Origin of the sequence: Paenibacillus tianjinensis (assembly GCF_017086365.1) — a bacterium.
Taxonomy (GTDB): domain Bacteria; phylum Bacillota; class Bacilli; order Paenibacillales; family Paenibacillaceae; genus Paenibacillus_AQ; species Paenibacillus_AQ tianjinensis.
This window is the reverse complement of sequence record NZ_CP070969.1, coordinates 534,996-553,731: the sequence shown is the minus strand read 5'-3', so window position 1 is coordinate 553,731 and position 18,736 is coordinate 534,996. Positions and strand designations below refer to the sequence as shown.

The following is an 18,736-nucleotide window of genomic DNA, read 5'->3' as shown; positions in this document are numbered from 1 at the left end:
TAAAGAAGGTGCCTTCCCGTGAAAATAGACCGTCTGCTCTCCATCGTCATTCTGCTGATGAACCGCCCCCTGATCCAGGCTAAGGAGCTCGCCGAGATGTTTGAGGTATCGGTACGCACCATTTACCGGGATATTGACAGTATCAACGGTGCCGGCATTCCCGTCGTGACTTACCAGGGAGCTGGCGGCGGAATTGGGCTGATGGAGGGCTACCGCCTCGACCGCAATGTGCTGACGGAGCATGAGCTTGCCGACATTTTCACCGCGCTGCAAAGTGTATCCTCCGCCGGAGGAGGCGAGCACAGCCTGCTCATGGAGAAAATCAGCAGCGTCATCCCCCCCTCCCAAACCGCTGCCTTCCGAAGTAAAACCACCCAGATGATCGTCGATTTCTCCCCTTGGGGGCTGCAGAGGCCGCTGGAGGAGCGGCTCACCCTGCTTAGAGAGGCTTTGGAGGAAGCGGCCGGCATATCCTTCGAATATGTAGCTGCTGACGGTAAAATAAGCCATCGTTCCGTAGATCCCTACACACTTGTACTCAAGGGACGGGCATGGTACTTGTACGGATTCTGTGCTGAGCGCGAGGATTTCCGGCTGTTTAAGCTGCTTCGCATGAAGTCGCTGATCAAGGAAAAGCGCAGCTTTGTCCGGCAGGAATTCCCCTTGAACGAGCTGCCCTGGAGCAGCGGATGGTCAACCCCCTCGGACACGACACCCGTTGTCCTGCACTTTTCCGCTGAAGGCAGACATCTGGCGGAAGACTATTTTGATTACAGCGAGCTTCAGCCGGATAGGAACGGGGGATACACCGTGACTGTCTACTACCCCGAGGATCACTGGCTGTACGGTTTCCTGCTGGGGTTCGGAACCGCAGCAGAAGTACTGGAGCCGGAGCATATCCGGCTTAAGCTGGGTGATATTGCGGCAGGGGTCGCCGCTAAATACCAGGGCAGCGCCGGTGGTAATGCCTAAGCTCCATCAAATGATAATAAAAAAACAGGACTTTCCCGCAGCCCCAAGGCCGCTGGAAAGTCCCGTTTTCGTAGATTTATTTTACAGTCTGTGCTTGTTGAGATTTTACCATATTAGGTGCTGCCGGCTCTGCTTCCTCTGACTTCAGGAAGTCCGGCTGCGGCGATGTTTTCTTGATGAACAGAGCCAGGACCAGAGCCACAACCGTTACCCATGTAGCCACTGTGAACGCATGTGTGATCCCGTTAATGGTTGCTTCCTGTGTAAGCTTGAGCATGGCTGCTTTATCCGTCTGCGATACTGCTCCGCTTGTCAGGGCGTCCGTGATGTTGCTCTTCGTACGGTTGGTCATGAGGCTGACAAAGAGTGCCATCCCCAGCGCTCCGCCTACGGTACGCAGTGTATTCGACATTGCAGTACCATGCGAGCTGAGGCGCTGCGGCAGCTGGTTAAGTCCGGCCGTCACAATCGGCATCATCAGCATGGACATTCCGAACATCCGGGCAGTATAGGTCAGAATCAAATGTGTGTACGTGGTGGAGTCGGAAATCTGGCTGAATTCCCAGGTAGTAATGGCAGTAATGAGCAGACCGATAACAGCCAGCCATCTTGCACCGATTTTATCAAAAATAATCCCGGTGATCGGAGACATAATCCCCATCAGAATAGCTCCGGGCAGCAGCATCAGACCCGATTCCATCGGTGTAAAGCCGCGGATGGTCTGCAGATAAATCGGCAGCAGAATCATACCGGCGTACATAGCCATGGTAACGATGATGTTGATTACTGTAGTAAGGGAGTACATGTTGTAACGGAAAATACGGAACTCCAGCAGCGGTTTATCCGTTGTAAGCTCACGCCATACGAACAGGATCAACGATACCACCCCTAAGATCAGGCAGGAGATTACGGTTGCGCTCTTCCATCCGTCGGTTCCTGCATCACTGAAGCCGTACAGCAGTCCGCCAAATCCAAGGGTCGATAACACAATACCCAGCTTATCCAGCTTGGGAGAAGTAAGCTTCCCGACATTCTGCATCGCCTTCATTCCGAGCAGTGTGGAGAAAATGGCAAGCGGCAGTACGATGTAGAACAGCACACGCCACGAATAATTCTGTACCACCCAGCCGGACAATGTCGGTCCAACGGCCGGGGCAAAGATCATGGCTACAGCCATAAGCCCCATCGCTTTGCCGCGTTCTTCAATCGGGAAGATGCGGAGGAACACAATGTTCATCAGCGGCATCAGAATACCGGCGCCGACAGCCTGAACCACACGGCCGACCATAATCATTTCAAAACCCGTTCCAACTGCACAGATTAATGTCCCTATAGAAAATAATATCATTGCGGTAATAAACAGCTGGCGAGTAGTGAACTTCTCCACCAGATAGGCACTGATCGGGATAAGCACCCCGTTCACCAGCATAAAGCCGGTAGTCAGCCATTGCGCTGTATTGGCGGCAATGTTCAAATCCTCCATCATCTTCGGCAGTGCCACATTCATCAGCGTCTGATTCAGCAGTGCGACGAAAGCACCGATCAGAAGCGCCGCGATAATCGGCCCTCTGCGGATGGCCTTGGCTTCACCGCCAGCGTTAGCAGTTATTGTACTCATAGCTTCTTATTCTCTCTCCCTTGCACTAAAATTTTTAGAATCTCGCCGTGCAGCCGCAGCAGCTCTTGGGCATCCTCAGCAGGTATTTCGGTGAGGGGCTGCAGGTGCCTTCTAAGGGATTGCTTGCTAAGCTCCCTTATTTCTTTTCCCTTATCGGTTACAGCCAGGTTAAATATGCGTCTGTCGCTCTCTGAGCGTTGTCTGGTAATCAGTCCAGCCTTTACCATCCGGTCCACTACTCCGCTTGCTGCACTGTTCCCCAAATGAAGCAGATCGGCAAGCTCAGTGATTCCAATATCGGGGTGCATCGCCAGTTTACGCAGCACCATCAGTTGGGTCGATGTAATATTCAGCTCTTCCGCGTCTTTCCACAAAAGCTGCTGGAAATTATGGGTGATACAACGGAAAGAAGAGAGAATATCATCCAGCTGTTTTTCCTTATCCTCCACTTTCATCACCCCGTTCGCTTAAATAATAAATACTTCGCATGCGAACTATTTTACTATTTACATATTTCCCCGTCAATAGCTTGCTGAAAATTTCTGAAACTCAATCCTTTCGCTTACTTTCAGCTTACATTCTTATAAAATGACGATCTTTTTCTGCTTAGTGTGGACTAACGCCATAAAATTGACACTTCTAAAATACGCTCAAATTTGGATTATATTTATAATTAGCTGTGAGGATCATTTAGAGAAAAGCGGGGGATTTCTGATGAATCTGGAGCAGCGAAAACATTGGAATGCCAATCACAAAATATTGACCGGGATACTATCGAGGCCTGAAGAGTATCCTAACGCCATTGCACTATTCCTGGAACAGCACAGGTGGCTGTATGCCTCCGGCCGGGAACCTTCCGTGCAGCCAACCTATGAGGACGCCATTCTCAGCGGTTTACTGGAGCAGACTTTCCGTGCTTATCCGGTCCGGACATCCGTCAGTCACAACTCCATCGCCTGGCATCTGTGGCATTGCGCACGGATCGAAGACGTCACGATGAACGTCCTAATCTCCGGCCGGGAGCAGCTCCTTCACAGTGAGGATTATGCAAGTAAATTGCAGACCCGGTTCATCCATACCGGCAACGGCATGGACGAGGTGGAGATTGCCGAGCTAAGCTCATCCATCTCCATCGAAGCGTTATCAGATTACCGGCTGGCGGTCGCAGAGCGGACCCGTTCCATTATTCCAGCATTAAGTCCGGCTCAATTGAAGGACAAGGTAAACCATCTGAACAAAGCGATGCATGTAAAACTCAAGCTGCAGAAATCCCTTGCCCGCAGTACATAGCAACAATAAAACGGACCGGGGAGAACCCCCGGTCCGTTTGCTTATATATGTGCCCCAAGACTATACTCCGCTTCCCAAGGTCCCCAGCATCGCCGGCTGTATCAGGCCGGCTGCCGCCGGTTTAGCATGCGAGCCGCTAACCAGTTCGCTGGCGATGGACATCATCAGCTTAATCCGGTTTGCCTGATTCACCACGCTGACTCCCGCATCGTAGTCAATGGCAGCAATGTTAGCTCCGGGATACAGCTCCTTAAGCCCCTTAATCATGCCGCGCCCTGTGATATGGTTCGGCAGGCAGGCGAACGGCTGAATACAAACAATATTATTCACACCGTTGTCCAGCAGGTCCATCATCTCCGCTGTCAGGAACCAGCCTTCGCCCATCTGATTACCCACGGAGACAAGGCGGCTTGCCTTCTCGGCCAAGCCGTAAATATTCTCTCTGCTCTTAGCCAGCCCCGCTTCTTCCAGCGCTACCTTGACCGGCTTACGGTAAATTTCCAGGTAAGAGATCAGCATCGGATTGATGTATCCCAGCCTCTTGCTCTTGCCGAATTGCTCCGCCTTGTAGATCGGGTTATAAATGCAGTAGAAGATAAAATCCAGGAAATCCGGCATCACCGCTTCGCCGCCCTCCGCTTCGATCATCTCGATGATCCGGTTGTTGGCGTCCGGATGGAACTTGATCAGAATTTCGCCGACAATACCGACCTTCGGCTTCACGGCCGGGTGGACCGGCAGACGGCTGAACTCGGCGACAATTCCCCGGGTCACCCGTTTGTACTCACGGAACGAGAAGTTTGACAGGCTGCTCTTGCAGCGCTCCATGCCTTTGCGGTACAGCAGTTCCGCACTTCCCGGTATCCGCTCGTAGGGTCTGAACCGGTGCAGGAGCCGCATCATCAGATCGCCGTAGCAGGCCGCTGCGACCAGCCGGTTGGCCAGCTTCAGGCTGATCCGGAAGCCGGGCTGATTCTCCATCCCCGAGGCATTCAGGGAGATTACCGGGATTTGCCCCAAATCGGAGTCCTTCAGCGCCTTTCGCAGCAGCGAAATATAGTTGGTAGCCCGGCAGCCGCCGCCGGTCTGTGACATAATGACGGCGGTCCGGTTCGGATCGTAATCTCCGCTCTTAAGTGCCGAGAGGATTTGTCCGATGGTGACTATGGCTGGATAACAGGCATCATTGTTCACGAATCTGAGGCCTTCCTCCGTCTCCTGCGGTCCGGTGGATTCCAGCACTTTAAGACGGTATCCGGCATCACGGAAGACACGCTCAAACAATTCGAAATGCACCGGCGACATCTGCGGCGCCAGAATCGTATACGTTTCCTTCATTTCCTTGGTAAACGGAACATACGCCTGAGTCTTATACAGCAGCTGCGGCTGCACATCACTTCTCTCCCGCTCACGCATGGCTGCCTGAAGCGAACGCAGGCGGATGCGGGCAGCACCCAGATTGCTGATCTCATCAATCTTGATCAAGGTGTACACCTTGTTGTGCCGCTCCATGATCTCTTGCACCGCATCACAGGTAATGGCGTCGATCCCGCAGCCGAAGGAGGTCAGCTGCACCAGCTCCAGATCGTTCCTGGAGGCCGCCAGACGCGCGGCACGGTACATCCGGGCATGGTAGGTCCATTGGTTGACCACTGCGACATCGCCCTCACTGCGGTCCAGATGGCAGACCGAATCCTCGGTCAGAACAGCGAGCCCCATCCCGGTGATCATATCGGCAATCCCGTGGTTGATCTCCGGATCGGCGTGATAGGGATGACCGCAGAGCAGAATCCCTTTCATACCGGTTGTGCTCAGGAAATCCAGCGTTTCCTCGCCTTTCGTACGCACATCCTTTTTGGCATGCTCCGCTTCGGCCAGCCCCGCCTGTACCGCCGCGAATATCTCCTCCTTCGGAATGTCTGTGAACGTCTTGATCAGCCCTTTGGTCAGGGCAGCAATATCGTCAAAGGTCAGGAACGGGCTGACGAGCGGAACTCCTCCCTCCTTCAGGCTGTCCATATTGTTGCGGATAACCTCGGGATAGGAAGCGACTACCGGGCAGTTAAAATGATTCGTCGCCGCGTCATCCTCCTTCTTTTCGTATACAATTGCCGGGTAAAAGATAAAATCAACACCTTTGCCGACGAGGCTTTGCGCATGCCCGTGGGCCATTTTGGCCGGATAGCAAATCGATTCGGAAGGAATGGTGTCCATGCCGCTCTCATACAGCTTTTTGCTGGACTTGGGGGACAGCACAGTCCGGTAGCGCAGTGCGGTAAAGAAGGTATGCCAGAACGGATAATTCTCGAACATGTTCATGGTCCGCGGAATCCCGACGGTTCCCCGCTCCGCCTGCTCCTCCGGCAGCCCTTCATAATCAAAAAAGCGCTCATATTTATACTGCATCAGATTAGGCAGTGTGTTCTTCTTCTTCTTGCCGCCCGCACCCCGCTCACAGCGGTTCCCGGTGACGTGGAAGCTCTTGTCGGGGAAACGGCTGATTGTCAGTGCACAATTGTTGGCGCACAGGCCGCAGCGGCCCGGGGAAACCTCGTAGGTGAATGCATCCAGCTCTTCCGGACCTAGCAGTGTGCTGAATCCGGCGGCGCCGGCATGCTCCTTGGCAATCAGCGCACAGCCGTACGCTCCCATAACCCCGGCAATATCCGGTCTTACCACTGTTCTGCCGGTCAGCTGCTCAAAGGCCCGCAGAACCGCTTCATTATAGAAGGTTCCGCCCTGAACAATGATATTGCGTCCCAGATCCTCAGGGTTGCGGATTTTGATGACCTTTTGCAGTGCATTCTTAATGACAGAATAGGCGAGTCCTGCCGACAGGTCGGCCAGGGAGGCGCCTTCCTTCTGTACCTGCTTCACCTTGGAGTTCATAAATACAGTACAGCGTGAGCCCAAATTAACCGGCTTGCTCGATTCCAGCGCGGATTTGGCGAATTCCTCGATTCCAAGCTCCAGGGCAGAGGCAAAGCTCTCCAGGAACGAACCACAGCCCGCTGAGCAGGCTTCGTTGAGCATCAGGCTGTCGATCGCACCTCCGCGGATTTTGATGCACTTCATATCCTGTCCGCCGATATCGAGAATAAAATCGACCTCGGGCATGAACTTGGAGGCTGCCTTATAATGAGCTACCGTCTCCACTTCTCCGCCGTCCGTGCGCAGCGCAGCCTTAATCAGGCCTTCGCCATAACCGGTCGCATAGGAACCTGCTATATAGCAGTCATCCGGCAGAATCCGGTAGATTTCCTTCAGGGCATCACTGACGGACTGCAGCGGATTCCCCTTATTGCTTCCATAAGAGGTATACAGAATTTCATCATCTGCACCTGTGATCACCAGCTTCGTTGTGGTCGAGCCGGCATCGATTCCGAGATAGCACGGGCCGCTGTAGTCTGCCAGCTCTGCGCGGGCAACCGAAGCTTTGCTATGGCGCAGCCGGAAGTCGGCCAACTCGGCCGCCGTTTCAAACAGCGGTGGCAGCTCGGCATCTTCGGCGCGGTCGGCCTTGAAATCGACTGCAGCAATCCGCGAGATCCAGTCAGCCAGCGGAAGCACGAGCGGCTCTGATTGCGACAGCGCTGAACCAATCGCTACAAAATACTGGGAGCGTTCCGGGAACAGCATCTCGCCTTCCTTAAGTCCCAGCGTCTGTGCAAACCGCTCCCGCAGCGCAGGCAGGAAGGTAAGCGGACCGCCCAAAAAAGCCACCCGGCCGCGGATCGGACGCCCGCAGGCCAGGCCGCTGATGGTCTGGTTCACGATGCTCTGAAAGATCGAGGCGGCGACATCCTCACGCCGTGCCCCTTCATTAAGCAGGGGCTGCACGTCGCTTTTGGCAAATACACCGCAGCGCGAAGCGATGGGATAAATCCGCTCGTGCTTCTCTGCAAGGGTGTTCAGGCCGGCAGGATCGGTCTGCAGCAGTGAGGCCATCTGATCGATGAACGCACCTGTTCCGCCTGCACAGGCCGTGTTCATCCGCTGCTCGATGCCACCGTTTAAATAAATAATCTTGGCATCTTCCCCGCCAAGTTCAATGGCTGTATCACACTGCGGGATCAGCTCACTGATCGCTTTGGTACAGGCAATAACCTCCTGAACGAAGGGGACTCCGCCAAGCTTCGATAAAGACAGGCCCGAGGAACCGCTTACAGTTAACGCTGCCTTCCTATCCGGAAATCTGTCCCGGACATCAGACAGAAGGGATAGGGCAGCTTTTTTTATATCGCTATAGTGTCTAACATAATCTTGATAAACAATTGTATTCCGTTCCATAACAACCAATTTGGCCGTAGTTGATCCGACATCAAGCCCAATACGCATCATCATGCCATCCCCTTGCCATTCCCCAAATTTGAAGTAATATGAGGCAACTATATCATGAGAGCGCCTTAGGAAAGCTGTTAAAAAAGTTATAGACATTTAGAAATCATTACCATCATACTTAATTATTTCATGATTTCTTCTACAGCCTTTTCAACATGGCCTTTTACGCGGACTTTTTTCCATTCTGCCGTAAGTATGCCCTGCTCATCGATGAGGAAAGTGGAGCGTACGATGCCCATAAATTCTCTGCCATACAGTTTTTTCAGCTGCCAGACCCCGAACATTTCGCTTACCAGATGATCTTCATCGGACAATAGCGGGAACGGCAGACTATTCTTGCTGATGAATTTGGCATGCGAAGCCAGACTGTCCGGGCTGATTCCCAGCACTACGGCTCCCCGGGCGGTGATTTCATCATGGGCGTCACGGAATTCACAAGCCTCCTGGGTACAGGCGGGCGTCATATTTTTCGGATAAAAATAAAGCAGCACCTTGCGTCCGCGGAACTGGCTTAAGCTTATAAACCCGCCTGTCGATGCAGGAAGCGTAAAATCCGGTACCTGCTGCCCAATTGCGATAATATTCGTCATATGTATCCACTCCTTACATTCTTCATTATGATTTTTCTAAAAAATTTGGCGGAATATTCCGAAATTGCTTGTATTCCTAAAAGAAATTATAATGTAGTCAATGTGAATGCGAAAGGAAGAACGAAATGCCACCAAGAAAGAACCGGCAAACAAAAGCCGGCAAATCAAAGAAGAAACCGCTGCTCTGGACTCTGGCAATTATACTTCTCCTAGTTGTCGGCGGGACGATCTTCTACTTCACCTCTATCTACAACCAGCTGGACAATTTACACAAAACCGGTGCTGCTTCCCCTTTTGCAGCCGTCCCCTCTCCTTCAGCTGAAGCTGTTCAGCCTCCAAAATGGGAAGGTACCGAGCCCGTAAACATCCTCCTCATGGGTGTCGATGCCCGCGGAGTGAAGAAAGGCGAAGTCCCACGCTCGGATACGATGCTGGTTGCCTCCCTTGATCCGGTAAAGAAGAAATTCTATGTATTCTCCATTCTTCGCGATACCTACGTGAACATTCCCGGATATGACAAGGAGCGCATTAATACAGCGATCACCCACGGTCCCAATACGGCGATGCAGACAGTTAGCGACCTGCTCGGTATCCCGATTCAATACTATGTCTACACCGATTTCCAAGGCTTCATTAAGCTGGTGGATGCGGTCGGCGGGATTGATTATGAGGTCGAGAAGGACATGGTCTACAAGACCATAGCCGACGGGCCTGAATACGACATCGATCTCAAACAGGGCTTCCAGCATCTCAATGGCAATATGGCACTGCAATATGTGCGTTTCCGGCATGACGCTACCTCCGATTTCACCCGGACGGAACGCCAGCGCGGCTTCCTGAAAGCTGTAGCAGACAAGGTAATCAGTACCACTTCGCTTATCAAGCTGCCAAGTATTCTCTCACAGGTTACCCCGTATATCGATACGAACCTGTCCGTTGACGATATGTGGAAGCTGGCTAGCGTAGGTTATGACAGCTCGATGGGCGGCAGCGAACAGATTCCGCCAATGGAACTGCTGACTGAAGAAAAGACCAGCGGCGGCGCGTCTGTCATCGGCATCAGCAGCGAAGATGAGCTTAAGCAATTCGTACAGGATACCATGACCGCACCCGTGCCAACGGTATCCCCGGAAGCCTCTCCCGAGAGCAGTCCATCAGCCACAAGCGGAAATTAGTGAAGCATTACACCTACTCGGCCTAAGGACGGGCGGACAACGATAATCCATCGCTGTTCGCCCGTTCCCTTGCCCGGAGGACAAACGAAAGGATGATCTATAATGAACCGCAGCACATCAGCACAATTATACGAGGAAGCTCTTCAGCATATCGTCGGGGGCGTCAACAGCCCCTCCCGTTCCTTCAAAGCCGTTGGCGGAGGTGCCCCGGTATTCATGAAACGTGCCGGAGGCTCCCGCTTCTGGGATGAGGACGGCAACGAATACATCGATTACCTCGCAGCATACGGCCCGATCATTACCGGCCATGCTCATCCGCATATCACAGCGGCAATTACGGAAGCTGCGCAGAACGGCCTCCTCTACGGAACACCTACCCAGCTTGAAATCAAGCTGGCTAAGATGCTCAAGGAAGCCATCCCTTCGATGGATAAAGTACGCTTCGTCAACTCCGGTACGGAAGCCGTTATGACCACAATCCGTGTAGCCCGCGCTTATACGAAGCGCAGCAAAATTGTTAAGTTCGCCGGCTGCTATCACGGACATTCCGACCTGGTACTGGTAGCCGCAGGGTCCGGCCCTTCCACACTCGGCATCCCGGACAGCGCCGGTGTACCGGGCAGCATCGCCCAGGAGGTCATTACGGTTCCGTTCAACGATCTGGACAGCCTCCGTGCGGCACTGGAGAAGTGGGGCGAGGATGTTGCCGCAGTTATGGTCGAGCCGATCGTTGGCAATTTCGGCATGGTTATGCCTAAACCGGGCTTTCTCGAAGGACTGTGCAAGCTGGCGCACGACAACGGCTCCCTCGTCATTTACGACGAGGTGATCACCGCTTTCCGCTTCCACTACGGCTCTACCCAGACCTATGCGGGTCTTGATAATCATGAAGACATCACCCCGGACCTGACTGCGCTTGGCAAAATCATCGGCGGCGGATTGCCGATTGGCGCTTACGGCGGCCGAAAGCATGTGATGGAGCAGGTCGCTCCGCTGGGACCGGCTTATCAGGCCGGAACCATGGCCGGTAACCCGGCCTCCATCTCGGCCGGAATTGCCTGTCTTGAAGTGCTGCAGGGCGCAGGGGTGTACGAGGAAATGGAGCGGCTGGCGATCCGCCTGACCGAGGGCCTGCAGGCTTCCGCAGACCGTCACGGCATCCCGCTGACGATCAACCGGATCCGTGGCGCATTCTCCACCCACTTCTGTGCTCACCCGATTACGAACTATGAAGAGGCTCAGGATACAGACGGCGAAATGTTCGCCAGCTTCTTCCGCCATATGCTGGACCGCGGCATCAACCTTGCCCCTTCCAAATATGAGGCCTGGTTCATGACTACAGCCCATACCGATGCTGATATTGATGCTACACTGGAAGCGGCTGAGGCCTCCTATCAGGCCATGGCTGCTGAGAAGTAAGCAGCTCTATCAGCACTCTAAACAGAACAAAACCCGCTGCCTCAGGCAGTGGGTTTTGTTTTAAACGAATATCAAAGATCGTAAAATAATTCCACTAAGCAGACGATATGCAGCGGTATATGCATCCTTATCCGGACAGCGGTCTCTGCTAATATATTATTACTTTTTCAGATCATAGAGGCTGCGAATTTCAACCCCCTGCGGCAGCTTGAACGGATTCTCCTGGTTGATCCGGTCGTAAAACATAATGCCGTCCAGATGGTCCATTTCATGCTGAATGATGATCGCCTGATATCCCTTGAATTTCATGACAACTTCCTGGCCGTCCAGGTTATAGCCCTTTACCTTCACCGACTCATAACGGGGTACAAACCCGTGAACCGGGCGGTCAACGGACAGGCAGCCTTCGCTCTCAGGCAGATACACCATCGCCACGGAATGGCTTATAATCTTCGGGTTAACCCAGGCATGCTCCACCGTTTTCCCATTCTCATCCTTCAGATACATCACGAACATCCGCTGCGTCAGACCAATCTGGTTGGCGGATAAGCCTACACCGGAGCGAAGTTTATATTTGGCGGAAAGCTCAGCATCCTGGCTGTTTTTGAGAAACTGCAGCATGCACTCCAGCGCCTCCCGGTCCTGATTGTCCAGGGGCAGCTTTACCGGCTCTGTTACAGTGCGGAGCACGGGGTCGCCTTCCCGCACAATATCATCCATCGTAATGAGATATTCCGCCTTATATTTTGCATTAGACAACGAATTCCATCCACCTTTGCCAATATGGTTAATTATCAATTACATTTATAACTGTATGCAGATTACGGGTTTATAAATGCAGTCCGCAGTTTGCTGCTGTAATTCACATCAAAGCCAAGTCCGGTAGCGAGTGCAGCGAGGGGCAGATAGGTTTTATCCTCTTTGCCGACTTTTTGCAGAAATGCCGGTGTATCAATCGCCTGATTCACGCCATTAACTTTAATAAACTTGGAGCCGATGGTAATGACGACCGTGCGACCGCCATATACAATTGTAGCGCTGGAGGTTTTATTGTCCCATTTCCCGTTAGCGCCTACTGCATTCAGGATATCCTTGAGCGCCAAAAAGTTCTGCCCGTTCTTTAGAATCGGCTTATTCGGCGTATTGAGCTCTACACCCTTTACCACAATGGACATTGGTGCAATATCGTTAGCAGTCGTCATTGCAGGGACAGCCGGTGTCCGGTACCCGCCCCACACCAGCTCGGCAAAGACCCTGGCAATCTTCTCATACCCCAGCTGGGTTGGATGAAAATCCGCTGCCCCCGCGCCGATAATATGGGTGAGCGAGGCCTCCACTCCCGCGAATTGTGCGGCGACATGGGCTGTAAGCACGGGGGCGTCTGCCTTATTCAGGCTTGCCGTGATGCTATCTACTACTCCGGTGAAGCGCTCCGCAGCGCTCATCAGTGTAGTATAGTTCGCGCCGAGCGCAATTTTGGGAGCGGGCTGATATTGATCAGCCAGCAGAATGGTCGCAGCCGGATTGACAGCACGTATATTCTCCAAAGCAGTCTTCACGTTACTGCCGTAAGCCGCCAAACGCTGTTCCAGCTGAGCATCAAAATCCGCAGTGGCCATTTCTTTCACGTTTAGAAAGAGGCTGCTGACATCATTTCCTCCGACTGTAATTGTAATCAGGTCCGCTGCCGCAAGCTCCGTCTTGATCTGCGGCGTCAGCGCGGCAAACTGGCTAATCCTTGGATCACGCAGTCCGGCCTGTATACCATCCGGGGTAGTGGCCGTGCCGTCCTTAATGGCTACTGTATAATTAAGCAGTCCTGATGAGGTCAGCCCCAGTATTCCGTAATTGCTGAGTGTGCTTCTTCCGTGATACCAGCCCTGTTCCAGTAGTCTTTCAGCATATCCGTAAGGTTTGGTATTCGGGTCTGTCATTCCCGGTTCATACCCGGCAGTGACCGAGTCACCGAGCGCCACGATGCGAAAAACATCCTGCTCCGCTCCCTGTACTGCCGCTGCATCAGCAGCACTAACTGATCCTACCACTGTACTAAGAAGCAGCGCGAACAGAAGCATGCCGCTTGTTCCGGCAGCCACAATCTTTTTCCATGCCATCAGCATCGTATCCCTCCTACATTCATATAATTCCATTCTAACATTTGACCCGCCTCCCGCAAAGAAGCGGCTTCCCATTATTTGAGAAACCGCTCCCTTACAATCAAAGCTCTATTATTGTCCGTTTCCGGGCTCAGCAGTCTGTTCTTTCGCCTTCTCCTGCTGCGGGTTAAGGCTCTTGCCCGAACGCTCCAGATATTTGTCGTAACGGTCATCCAGCTCATAAGCCATTTTGCGGTACCGCAGGGTTTCTTCCACGATAGGATCAAGCGTAGTCTGGATCCTGATCTCGTATTTGGGCGAAATTTGGCGGATTTCCTTAGCCTTCCGGTCACCCTGTTCCATTTCGCCTTCCTGCAGCAATTCGCTCAGCTTACGCTCCAAATCATCATTATCGCCCATGCCTTGGCTGCCTCCTTAACGCTTATGTCCCGTTGCTTCCGCTTCCTTCAGCGCTGAAACCAGGAAATCATGAATATATCCGTTGCTCGCCACTACATGGCGTGTACCAATATCATAAGGACTGCCCAGCGTATCGGTCACTTTGCCTCCGGATTCAAGCACCAGCAGTACCCCTGCGGCGCAATCCCATGGGCTTAGGCCGACCTCCCAGTAGCCGTCTACCCGGCCTGCTGCGACATAGGCCAGATGCAGTGCCGCCGATCCTCCGGCGCGGATTCCACGAACCTGCGGCAGAATATGCTGCAGGCCGGCCATGTTCGCCGGCTGGGCGAAGGTCCGGTCCGGCGGGAAGCCCATAGCGATAAGGCTGCTTCCCGGCTCCGTCTCACTGGACACGGAGGTAGGAATCCCGTGCATGTAAGCCCCTTTGCCCTTCTCGGCGACAAACATCTCGTCACGGATCGGGTCGTAAATAACCCCTACAGACAGCTCTCCCTTGATTGCAAGTGCAATGGAAACACAGTAGAAGGGAAAGCCGTGTACGAAATTGGTCGTTCCGTCAATCGGGTCTACAATCCACAGGTATTCATGCTTCCGCCCTTCCTCCAGAGCAGCTGTAACCGCGTCCGTACCCGGCATAACGCCCTCTTCCCCAAGGATGGCATGGTCGGGATAATGGGTCAGGATCAGCCGCCGGATCATCTGCTCCACACCTTTATCTACTTCAGTAACCAGATCCTGCGCCGACGTCTTGCTGCCCAGTTCCTTCACTTGTCCCTGTCTGCTCTTGATCCATTCCCCCGCCTTAGCCGCAGCGTTGATTGCTGCTGCCGTAAACCCCTTGCTCGTTACTACATAGGGCTCCCGTTCGTTCCGGTTATCAGGATTTAAAGGATTCATCTCTTCACTCCGCTTTCTTGAACTTGATCGCTCTCCCGTGAAACACTGCTATTAAGCGCACTTCCTGCTGCTTAAGTTTCATTCAACGTACCCTATTTCAGAATACTTATCAAGCCTTATCTAGGGTTCAATATTAATACTTGCTCCATCCAGCACTGTAATTCCGTTACCGGCTTCCGCCAGCTCCTTCATGGCATCCATCAGCCCGAACAGTGCACCGTCCTTTAATTTGGCTTCAATCATGACATCGACAGCAGGCGTATCCGCCGCAATCCGCTTCAGAAAAGCAAGCAGCGGCGCAGGCTCAACCCCCTCCGCATGGCTGCGGGGATCTGAGGGGCTGCGGGGGCTGGAGACGTGAATCTTGGGCGGGAGCAGTTCACCGGGCCCGACATCCGTCAGGGCAAGCTCACTCTTCCAGGTCTTCAGGATATCCGGCCACAGCTCCCAGGGCAGCTCGCCCTCATTGTTCACCCACTGGTGATGAATATCCAGCACCATTGGCAGTCCGAGACTGCAGCTGACTTCCAGCGTCTCCGGCGCGTTGAACGTCTTATCGTCATTCTCGAGCGTCATCCGCTCCTGCAGCCTTGCCGGTAGCTCTGCAAAATTTTCTTTGAACCGCGCCGATGCCGCAGGCTTGTCCCCGTAGGCCCCGCCGATATGGATATTGTTCTTGGCGGTTGCCGCAAGTCCCAGCGCATCCAGCATATTGGTATGATGCTGCAAATCACGGACGGAACTGGCCAGCACCTCGGGGCGCGGCGTACTCAGGACGGTGAAGTGATCCGGGTGAAAGGAGACCCTTAGGCCATGCTTTCTAATATATTCACCGACTTCAGCAAACTCCTCAGCCAGCGCCACAAAAGGGTTCCAGTCCTGCAAGTCGGGATGCGTCGCGAGCGGGATCAGCTTGGACGTCAGCCGGTACACCTTAATATCCGAGCCGACGTTATGCTTCAAGAGACGCAGCGTATTATGCAGGTTCATCTTCGCCAGCTGCTCCAGACGCCGCAGCGCAGCTTCACGGTCACCCAGCTTGTTGAAGCTGGACATGGTCATAGTCTTGGAGGGAGAGCAATCTTTGATGACTGTTGACATGGCCACATAACCGAAGCGGACAATCATCCTTCTTCCCCAAAGAACATTTCATAGGCAAGCGCAGTCTGCACCCGTGACTCTTCCTCATTTAGCTTGCGTACCAGATCCATCTCAACCGCCGTTACTTCATTGCCCTGAAAATTAATCTCCGCAATCGAAGCGGAAATCTTCACAATCGCCACCGCCACATTCTCAGGGGTGTAGGCAATGACCTTCTGGCCGGTAGGATACACGCGGAAGCCCTGCTTTACCATTTTGGTGCGCCCGTACTCCAGCAGTTCGTACAGCTCCTGCTCATTCTTGAATTTGCAGACTGAATTGAATTCCGATTGAAATCCCATTGCTTAAGATTCTCCTTCCCGGCCGGATGAAATCCGCCGCTTAGCTTTGATATTATTCGTTGTCGTATTTGAGACCCTGTCTAAACTGATACCGCTCCAGCGCCAGCTCGATCATGCGGTCCAGCAGCGTCTGGTAGGACACACCGGTTTCGCGCCACAGCAGCGGATACATGCTGAAGGGCGTAAAGCCCGGCATCGTATTTACTTCATTGATCAGAATCTTGCCGTCTGATTTGCGCAGGAAGAAGTCTGCCCGTGTAATGCCGCTGCCCTCAATCGCCCGGAAAGCCTGCAGTGCCGCTTCACGCAGACGGTCGGCGACTTCGGAATCCAGCGGGGCAGGAATCAGCATCTGCGACTTGCCGTCGATATATTTTGCCGCATAGTCATAATATTCACCAGAAGAGACGATTTCACCCGGAACCGAAGCTTCCGGCTCCTCATTGCCCAGCACGGCAACTTCTACCTCACGGGCATCCACAAATTCCTCGATAATAACCTTGGTATCATAACGGAGGGCAAATTCGACAGCCTTAACCAGACTTTCTTTGTCTACAGCTTTGGAAATGCCGACGCTCGAGCCCAGATTGGCCGGCTTGACGAATACCGGATAACCGAGCTTATCCTCCACACCGACGATCAACTCATGGCTCTTACGCTTCCATGCACCTGCACTGAAATAACAATACTCGCATTGCTCAAGTCCCGCTTCGCCGAACAGCTTCTTCATTACAACCTTATCCATACCTGCGGATGAAGCCAGAACGCCTGCACCGATGTAAGGGATATTCGCCATTTCAAATAGTCCCTGGATCGTGCCGTCTTCCCCGTTCGTTCCATGCAGCAGCGGGAACATAACATCAACCGCCTGCCCGCCCCCGCTTAGCCCGCTGAATACAGTGTTCAGAGCCGTTCCCATATCTCCTGCTGCATCAGAGAGCTTCAGCTGCTCAATCCCGCTATACGGGGCGGTCAGCTTCTCTCCCACTTTCCACAGCCCCTGCTTGGAAATATAGAATGGAATAATTTCATATTTATCGTAGTCAAAAGCGTTCATGACCGCAAAAGCCGTCTGCAGCGATACTTCATGCTCTCCGGATTTGCCTCCGTACACCAGTCCTACGGTACATTTCGTGTTCCCCATGCCCTAACCTCTTTCTGAATTATAAGTAGTCATTGATATGAAAAAAACGGTAGGCCGTTCTGTTGGTCCATGCATAGGAATCACGGTAATCCCAGTAGCGATGGCGGCTGCTGACGGTCCGGGCATTCACCAGCGGCATACCTTCAGCGTCAAAAGCAGTAACAATGGTGCTGTGCTGGTAATGGCCGTTGCCGTCCCAGTCATACTGGATGATATCACCGAGGCTAAGCTGGTCCGGACGATCCATGGCTTCAGCTCGAAGCCCGCTGCTCCGGTCCCAGCTCAAATAACGCTCCAGGCTATCAGACACGGCCCAGCTGAAGCTCCACCATTCCTGGGCTCCATTATAGCCTTTGTACCACCAGCCCGTTTCTCTTTTACCAGTATAGTTGATAGGCGCTCCCCCTGCAAAGAGACATTGGGAGACGTAATTTGTGCAATCCACCTCGAAAACCTCAAACTCCGGATTGCCGTCTTTCCACCAGCGGTCGGCATAGGCAGCCGCCTCCTCACGGCGGTAGCGCACCTCTTTTGCGCCGCTGATGCTGCGCTGCACTTTGCGGTTCAGCAGCGGCTGGGACGGCCGCGGGGCGGGGAGGACCTCCCCCCATTTGGACATCCGCAGCGCCGGCTCCGTGTCAACCGCTCTTTGCAGGAGATTTCTCTCGGGCACACTACGCTCAATGTTCACAATCTCCCAGTTCTTCCCTTTACGGACGAAGGTCAGGCGCTCCGATTCAATTTTATCCTCGCGGTGCGTAATCCCGCCCTTCTCATAATAAAACGCGCTGTGCAGGGCGACATCGGCCACAACTTCACCAGAGCTCTGCCGGACGGTCCGCAGTGTTCGGACACCGGTCTCCCCGCGCAGCGGCGTAATTCCCCGGCGGTCATACCACTCCGCAAGGCGGCGGGACCGTTCGCCATGGGCTTTGAGAAACCGGCTGTCCTTGACCGAGTGATGAACCTGCGTAATCGCTGGTGCGACCCGCCCCTTATTCTCCTGATCCACATAAACATAGAGACTCTGTTTCCATTCCTGCTCCATTTCACGACCGCCTTTCGCTATTTGGCTGCTGTCCTATGTATATGAGCGAAGCTCTTCAGCTATACAGCCGGAAACAGGCAGGAACCCGGATTGGGCACGGACTCCCTCCAGCAGAGTTTGATTAGGGTGGAAAATAGCCCCCGCTTCATATCCTCCTTCTAGTTCCATAGGACGGAAAAGCTTGTGTGAAACGGCCCGCAGCAGGGGAAAACTAGGCCGAATAATCCGCAAAAAAAACTTTACTCTCCTCTATGTAACCGTTATACTTTAGATATACGCAA

The 18,736-nt window shown here is 53.3% G+C and carries 16 protein-coding genes; 4 read left to right on the top strand and 12 right to left on the bottom strand.

Features of this window, described 5'->3' with window-relative positions; all coding sequences use genetic code 11:
- The first annotated feature begins 18 nt into the window (after positions 1-18).
- Complete coding sequence (locus tag JRJ22_RS02460; protein ID WP_206103058.1) at positions 19-972, top strand: helix-turn-helix transcriptional regulator; 954 nt, start codon at positions 19-21, stop codon at positions 970-972.
- 76 nt (positions 973-1,048) lie between these two features.
- Here the strand turns inward: JRJ22_RS02460 and JRJ22_RS02455 are convergent, their stop codons facing one another.
- Positions 1,049-2,590: a DHA2 family efflux MFS transporter permease subunit gene (locus JRJ22_RS02455; RefSeq protein ID WP_206103056.1), complete on the bottom strand. Its 1,542-nt coding sequence runs from the start codon at positions 2,588-2,590 to the stop codon at positions 1,049-1,051.
- Positions 2,587-3,045 (bottom strand): MarR family winged helix-turn-helix transcriptional regulator, encoded by a 459-nt coding sequence (locus JRJ22_RS02450; RefSeq protein WP_206103055.1) that lies wholly within the window; start codon positions 3,043-3,045, stop codon positions 2,587-2,589. Before JRJ22_RS02450 ends, JRJ22_RS02455 begins: the two co-directional genes overlap by 4 nt.
- A 259-nt stretch (positions 3,046-3,304) precedes the next feature.
- Between JRJ22_RS02450 and JRJ22_RS02445 the strand changes: the two genes are divergently transcribed.
- Entirely contained in the window at positions 3,305-3,880 is a 576-nt protein-coding gene (locus JRJ22_RS02445) for a DinB family protein (protein WP_206103053.1), read from the top strand.
- 60 nt (positions 3,881-3,940) lie between these two features.
- On the opposite strand, the gene JRJ22_RS02440 is transcribed toward JRJ22_RS02445, so the two are convergent.
- Both JRJ22_RS02440 and bcp read right to left on the bottom strand, forming a co-directional pair.
- Positions 3,941-8,224, bottom strand: a complete 4,284-nt coding sequence (locus tag JRJ22_RS02440; RefSeq protein WP_232381008.1) for a 2-hydroxyacyl-CoA dehydratase — start codon at positions 8,222-8,224, stop codon at positions 3,941-3,943.
- Between the two features lie 119 nt (positions 8,225-8,343).
- Entirely contained in the window at positions 8,344-8,811 is a 468-nt protein-coding gene (gene bcp, locus JRJ22_RS02435) for a thioredoxin-dependent thiol peroxidase (RefSeq protein WP_206103051.1), read from the bottom strand.
- Positions 8,812-8,936: 125 nt separating this feature from the next.
- Here bcp and JRJ22_RS02430 point away from each other — a divergent pair, with 125 nt between their 5' ends.
- The gene (locus tag JRJ22_RS02430; protein ID WP_206103049.1) at positions 8,937-9,986 is read left to right on the top strand and encodes an LCP family protein; all 1,050 of its coding nucleotides are present in this window, start codon (positions 8,937-8,939) and stop codon (positions 9,984-9,986) included.
- A 102-nt stretch (positions 9,987-10,088) separates the two neighbouring features.
- Positions 10,089-11,405, top strand: coding sequence for a glutamate-1-semialdehyde 2,1-aminomutase (locus tag JRJ22_RS02425; protein ID WP_206103048.1), 1,317 nt, complete (start codon positions 10,089-10,091; stop codon positions 11,403-11,405).
- Between the two features lie 159 nt (positions 11,406-11,564).
- Here the strand turns inward: JRJ22_RS02425 and def are convergent, their stop codons facing one another.
- The 8 genes from def to JRJ22_RS02385 all read right to left on the bottom strand — a co-directional run bounded on the left by def (position 11,565) and on the right by JRJ22_RS02385 (position 18,455).
- The gene (gene def, locus JRJ22_RS02420) at positions 11,565-12,125 is read right to left on the bottom strand and encodes a peptide deformylase (protein WP_206104950.1); all 561 of its coding nucleotides are present in this window, start codon (positions 12,123-12,125) and stop codon (positions 11,565-11,567) included.
- Positions 12,126-12,226: 101 nt separating this feature from the next.
- Positions 12,227-13,525 carry a stalk domain-containing protein gene (locus JRJ22_RS02415; protein ID WP_206103047.1) on the bottom strand — a complete coding sequence of 433 codons (1,299 nt, stop codon included), beginning with the start codon at positions 13,523-13,525 and terminating at the stop codon, positions 12,227-12,229.
- A gap of 108 nt (positions 13,526-13,633) precedes the next feature.
- Positions 13,634-13,921 (bottom strand): hypothetical protein, encoded by a 288-nt coding sequence (locus tag JRJ22_RS02410; RefSeq protein ID WP_206103045.1) that lies wholly within the window; start codon positions 13,919-13,921, stop codon positions 13,634-13,636.
- Positions 13,922-13,936: 15 nt separating this feature from the next.
- Complete coding sequence (locus JRJ22_RS02405) at positions 13,937-14,821, bottom strand: inositol monophosphatase family protein (protein ID WP_206103043.1); 885 nt, start codon at positions 14,819-14,821, stop codon at positions 13,937-13,939.
- 120 nt (positions 14,822-14,941) lie between these two features.
- Positions 14,942-15,949: a UV DNA damage repair endonuclease UvsE gene (gene uvsE / locus JRJ22_RS02400; protein WP_206103042.1), complete on the bottom strand. Its 1,008-nt coding sequence runs from the start codon at positions 15,947-15,949 to the stop codon at positions 14,942-14,944.
- Positions 15,946-16,263: a hypothetical protein gene (locus tag JRJ22_RS02395; protein ID WP_036723794.1), complete on the bottom strand. Its 318-nt coding sequence runs from the start codon at positions 16,261-16,263 to the stop codon at positions 15,946-15,948. Before JRJ22_RS02395 ends, uvsE begins: the two co-directional genes overlap by 4 nt.
- A 52-nt stretch (positions 16,264-16,315) precedes the next feature.
- On the bottom strand, positions 16,316-17,407 hold the full coding sequence (locus JRJ22_RS02390) for a D-alanine--D-alanine ligase (protein WP_206103040.1): 1,092 nt from the start codon (positions 17,405-17,407) through the stop codon (positions 16,316-16,318).
- Positions 17,408-17,426: 19 nt separating this feature from the next.
- Positions 17,427-18,455, bottom strand: a complete 1,029-nt coding sequence (locus JRJ22_RS02385; protein WP_206103038.1) for an amidase domain-containing protein — start codon at positions 18,453-18,455, stop codon at positions 17,427-17,429.
- Positions 18,456-18,736 lie beyond the last annotated feature (281 nt).